Below are 4895 nucleotides of genomic sequence, written 5' to 3'. Positions count from 1 at the left end.
GCAGGCAGAGTAGGATCAAAAATTTCATGTATTCCTCGCAAGACATGGTGATGATTTTCACGAGCTACCCAAAACCGACCCGGTTGGCAAATCCGTGAGCCAGCCAAACAATCGTCCCCAAAATCGGGCCAATCCTTGTTTTGAAAGGGTTTCCCCCGGACCGACCAGTCCGGCTGAGCATATCCTTACCGGCCCCAAACCGGTTCAGGAGGCCATCGAATCCCGCGCGGGCCAGATTGACCTCGTCCTGATCCAGGCCCCTCCAAGAGGAGATCGGGGAAAAGTCGTCCAGGCCTGTCGCGAAGCCCGGGTCCGGTTCCGGATCGTCGAGCGCCCCGAGCTGGACCGGTTGTTCCCCGGAAACCACCAGGGAGCCCTGGCCCGGATCTTCCCTCCGGGCTATGCCGATCTGGACGAGGCTCTGGAATCCGCCCGCTCCGCCGCCTTCCCCCTGGTCCTGGCCCTGGACAGGATCCAGGACCCCGGCAACGTCGGCACCCTGGCCCGAACCCTCTACGCCTTGGGCGGGCAGACCATCATCGTCCCCCGGCACCAATCCTCCTTTCTCGGCGATGCCGCCCGTCGGGCCTCGGCCGGCACCCTGGACCGCCTTTTGGTCGTCCAGGCTGGAAACCTGGCCCAGGCCCTGGACCGATGCCGGAAAGTCGGTTTCTGGGTCTACGGCACGGCCTTGCGTCCAGAATCGACCCCCCTGCCCATCGCCCCCTTGCACCGCCCAGCCGTGGTTCTTCTCGGCAACGAGGACCAGGGCATTCGACCGGGCCTCCTGAGCCGGTGCCACGTCCTGACTCATGTGCCCATGCCCGGCGGCCTGGATTCCCTGAACGTGGCCCAAGCCGGGGCCATGGTCATGTACGAATTTCTCCGTCGGGAATTGACCGAACAGGGAACCTGATTCCCGAACTGCTCAGGCCGTTGCTGCCAACACTGCCTCCAACGCTTTGATCCGATCCCGAAGCACGGCCGCGGCCTCGAATTCAAGATTCTCGGCCGCCTTGCGCATCTCCCGCCGTAGCTTGGCCACTTCCTTTGCCGCCCGGGCCGGATCCACGACGTAGCCCGCAGATTCCTCGGCGGCCTTGGCCATCTCCCGGGCCTCACGGACCGCATACAAGGCATTGGGTCCGTCCCGGCGTACCGTGGAGACGGGCACGATGCCGTGCTCTCGATTGTAGGCCTCCTGCCTGGCCCGTCGGCGATCGGTCTCATCCATGGCCCGCCGCATGGATTCGGTGATCTGGTCGGCATAGAGGATGACCCGCCCGGCCACGTTGCGGGCCGCCCGGCCAAAGGTCTGGATCAGGGACCGGGACGAGCGCAAAAACCCCTCCTTGTCCGCGTCCAGAATGGCCACCAGGGAGACCTCGGGCAAATCCAGTCCCTCCCGCAAGAGGTTGATGCCGACGAGCACGGAAAACTCCCCGGCCCGCAGGGACTGGATGACCGCCACCCGCTCCAGGGTATCGATATCCGAGTGTAGGTACCGGGTGGGGATGCCCCGATCTTGGAGGAATTCGGTCAAATCCTCGGCCATGCGCTTGGTCAGGGTCGTCACCAGGATCCGCTCGTTTCGCTCCACCCTTCTTCGGCACTCGGCCATGAGGTCGTCCACCTGGCCCGTGGTCGGCCGGACCTCCACTGCCGGGTCCACCAGACCCGTGGGCCGGATGATCTGCTCAACCACCGTGTTCCCGGAGCGCTCCATCTCCCAGGGCCCGGGCGTGGCCGAGACGAACACGGCCTGGTTCAAACGCTCCAGAAATTCGTCAAAGCACAGGGGCCGGTTGTCCAGGGCCGTAGGCAGACGGAAGCCGAAATCCACCAGGGTCTGCTTGCGGGACCGGTCGCCGTTGAACATCCCGCCAACCTGGGGGATGGTGATGTGGGACTCGTCAATGAACATGAGAAAATCCGACGGAAAATAGTCCAGCAGGCAGGCCGGTGGCTGACCGGGTCTTCGGTTGTCCAGGTGCAGGGAATAGTTCTCAATTCCGTTACTATAGCCCAGTTCCTCGATCATTTCCAAATCCAACTGGGTCTTCTGCTCCAGGCGCTGGGCCTCCACCAGCCGGTTGGCCTGCTGAAATTCCATCAGCCGATGACGAAGTTCCTCCCGAATGTCATCGACGGCCCGTTTCAGGTTGTCCCGATCCGAGACGTAGTGGCTGGCCGGAAAGATGACCGTCTTCTCGATCATTCCCAGAACCTCCCCGGTCAAGGGGTCAACGTCCTTGATGGTCTCGATCTCGTCCCCGAAGAACTCCAGGCGAAGGGCTCGTTCGTGGCGATAGGCCGGAATGATCTCCAGGACGTCACCCCGGATCCGGAAGGTGCCCCGATGAAAATCAATGTCGTTACGCTCGTACTGGACCTCGACCAGACGTTCTATGATGTCCTCCATGGCAATCTGCTGGCCCCGCTCTACCGGAATGACCATCCGGGCGTAGTACTCGGGCGAGCCCAGGCCGTAGATGCAGGACACCGAGGCCACGATGATCACGTCCCGACGGGTCAGCAGGGCGTGGGTGGCCGCATGCCTGAGCTTGTCGATGTCCTCGTTGATAGACGAGTCTTTCTCGATGTAGGTGTCCGTGTGGGGCAGATAGGCCTCGGGCTGGTAGTAGTCATAGTAGCTGACGAAGTACTCCACGGCGTTGTGGGGGAAAAACTCCTTGAATTCGCCGTAAAGCTGGGCGGCCAGGGTCTTGTTGGGGGCCAGCACCAGGGTCGGCTTCTGGCACCGGGCGATGACTCCGGCCATGGTGAAGGTCTTGCCTGAGCCGGTCACGCCGAGCAGCACCTGGTCGCGCACCCCGGCCTCGATGTTGGCCACCAGGTGGTCGATGGCCGCGGGCTGGTCGCCCTTGGGACGAAGCTCGGTTTCCAGAATGAACATGACGTTCTGATGGTCCTTGCTCATTTGGGCACCAGGCCGAGGACGTTGGGCACCGGCCACAATTGGTCCGACTCAGCCCGCCACAGGCCCCTCCCGGTCGTCCCAGTCCAGACCCGCTCCATTTCGCCAGCCCGGACATACAGACAGGCCTCGGGGCCTCCCTCCACGTACATGGCGTTGTGAACCTCCAAAGGGAGCCCCAGGATGACCTTGTTGAACTCGTGCTGGGTCCGGGGAGTGCTGGAATGCATGAACAGAATTCGGCCCTGCCTGTCCAAGCCCACGGCCGCGATGCTGATCCGAGGTCCATCCTCAGGCCACAGGTTCTCGCCATGGATGCTAACCATCCTGTAGTTCTGGATCACCGTCCGGTAGCGGGCCACAAGTTCTTCCCAAGGTTCCTCGGCCCGATCAACAATCCGAACTGCCGGCAAGGTGGCGTTGTCCGGCTCGAAGACCAGGAATGCCCCGTATCCTGGGTTTACGTACCCGTTATTCACATGTCCGCCCCGACGCATGTACCCAGTGCTCCGCAAGGTGTCGTCGGCCCGGTACATGCCCGCGTTGATGGCCGCGACCATGCCGGTTCTCCATGCCCATGCCTTAACCGTGTCGGGCCGACCACCCAGCTCAGTGGCCATGGCCAGACGGATTTTAAACCGACCCGGATCGGCTCGGACAACGGCCAGCAATCCCGATCCGCTGGCTCCCGGAGCTTGGAAGCTCCGAATCTCCAGACCGGACACGGGCTCGATCCAGTCTTGATCCTGGGCCAACACCGGCCAAACGGAACCAAGAATCGAGGCCACCGTCAAAACGACGGAAAAAAGCGTCAGGCATCGCATGGCCATGGTCATGTGCTATATCAATTCTCCTTTCCAGTCCATTCTTGATCGTTCCGTCCGGCCCTGCTATGCAAAACCACGTTCAACACAGGAACCAGCATCAGCGGAGGTTGCCCATGCGCGTCGACATCGAGCCCAAGCCGGATCAATGGCCTGCAGAGCGGGGCGTGGTGATCTCGGTGACCATCCGAAGCTTCAAGGGGCGTCGGGACGTCGTCGCCCATCTCTTCCGGCCCGATCCCGTAACCGGAGAACCTGACCCGGCGCTCGACAATTCTGCCGTCATCGTTCCGGACTCTACCGAAACTGGAGATGGGCGAACAGTCTACTTGGAGACCTTCACCGAGGACGAGGCCAAGGCATTAGTTCAATACCTCGCCGACCGCTACGACTCCAGGCTTACCCATATCCGGGCTTCCTGGATTCCCCTCCCGGTTCCGCCTGGGCTAACCCCGCTCTCCCGATGTCAGTGCACCCAAACTGTGGGTCGTATCCAATTCGACAAGATACCCAACTATTCCCTCTCCTTCTCTGTCCACGGACTGTACGATCTGGCCCTGCATCCTCCTCTGACCAGTCATGACGTCTGACAGCCCCCCGACCGTTATTGAGTTTTGCCTTACAACTATCTGAAATGATTATTTTTTTCCTTTAGTGCCAAGTTGACAATAATTTCGATTGAACATAAGTTTTTGAAAAACAGTATCATTTTTTTTCATTCACCCCGAATTCTTTCCCTCTCTCCAAGGAGTTTCGAGCATGTTCGCTTTCAGGATGCTCATGACTTTTTTTTGTCTCTCAACCCTTCTCATCTCCTGCGGTGACGGCGGCGGCGCCGGAACCAACGGGGATGTGGGGTCCATCTCCGAGTTCCGAGTTTCCAGTTCCCGAGTCCATGTCGGCCAGGAAGTGACTCTTTCTGCTCGGGCCAAAAGTCTGGACGACAAGGGTGTTCCTGACGTGGAGATCTCCTTTTCCGTGGAGATCAACCAAAGCGGCTCCACAAGCGGAACCATGAAGGCCACCACTGACGGCAGCGGGTATGCATCGGTTACCTGGAAGGCCGGCTTTCAGACCGGAACCGACACCATCGTGGCTCGAGGTCCGGGCGACGCCAAAGCCACCTTGCAGGT

At 60.8% G+C, this 4895-nt stretch carries 5 protein-coding genes; 3 read left to right on the top strand and 2 right to left on the bottom strand.

The window, feature by feature from the left end:
- Nucleotides 1–94 precede the first annotated feature (94 nt).
- Entirely contained in the window at nucleotides 95–916 is an 822-nt protein-coding gene (locus EOM25_12170; protein NCC25929.1) for an RNA methyltransferase, read from the top strand.
- A 12-nt stretch (nucleotides 917–928) separates the two neighbouring features.
- Here EOM25_12170 and uvrB read toward each other — a convergent pair whose 3' ends face one another.
- Together uvrB and EOM25_12160 are read right to left on the bottom strand one after the other, a co-directional pair.
- Nucleotides 929–2941: an excinuclease ABC subunit UvrB gene (gene uvrB, locus EOM25_12165; protein ID NCC25928.1), complete on the bottom strand. Its 2013-nt coding sequence runs from the start codon at nucleotides 2939–2941 to the stop codon at nucleotides 929–931.
- On the bottom strand, nucleotides 2938–3774 hold the full coding sequence (locus tag EOM25_12160; GenBank protein ID NCC25927.1) for a phosphodiester glycosidase family protein: 837 nt from the start codon (nucleotides 3772–3774) through the stop codon (nucleotides 2938–2940). Before EOM25_12160 ends, uvrB begins: the two co-directional genes overlap by 4 nt.
- A 104-nt stretch (nucleotides 3775–3878) precedes the next feature.
- On the opposite strand from EOM25_12160, the gene EOM25_12155 reads away from it, so the two are divergent.
- On the top strand, nucleotides 3879–4352 hold the full coding sequence (locus tag EOM25_12155) for a hypothetical protein (protein NCC25926.1): 474 nt from the start codon (nucleotides 3879–3881) through the stop codon (nucleotides 4350–4352).
- 169 nt (nucleotides 4353–4521) lie between these two features.
- Nucleotides 4522–4895, top strand: a 374-nt coding sequence (locus EOM25_12150; protein NCC25925.1) for a hypothetical protein, incomplete at its 3' end; no start/stop codon positions are given.

It is taken from the genome of Deltaproteobacteria bacterium, from assembly GCA_009929795.1.
GTDB lineage: Bacteria > Desulfobacterota > Desulfovibrionia > Desulfovibrionales > Desulfomicrobiaceae > RZZR01.
Note: the sequence above shows the minus strand (reverse complement) of the source record. Positions and strands in the feature narration are given on the sequence as shown.

Coding starts and splice junctions, on each gene's coding strand:
- EOM25_12160 (NCC25927.1), bottom strand. CDS start 3,774: ATGACCATGGCCATGCGATGCCTGACGCTTTTTTCCGTCGTTTTGACG.
- uvrB (NCC25928.1), bottom strand. CDS start 2,941: ATGAGCAAGGACCATCAGAACGTCATGTTCATTCTGGAAACCGAGCTT.
- EOM25_12155 (NCC25926.1), top strand. CDS start 3,879: ATGCGCGTCGACATCGAGCCCAAGCCGGATCAATGGCCTGCAGAGCGG.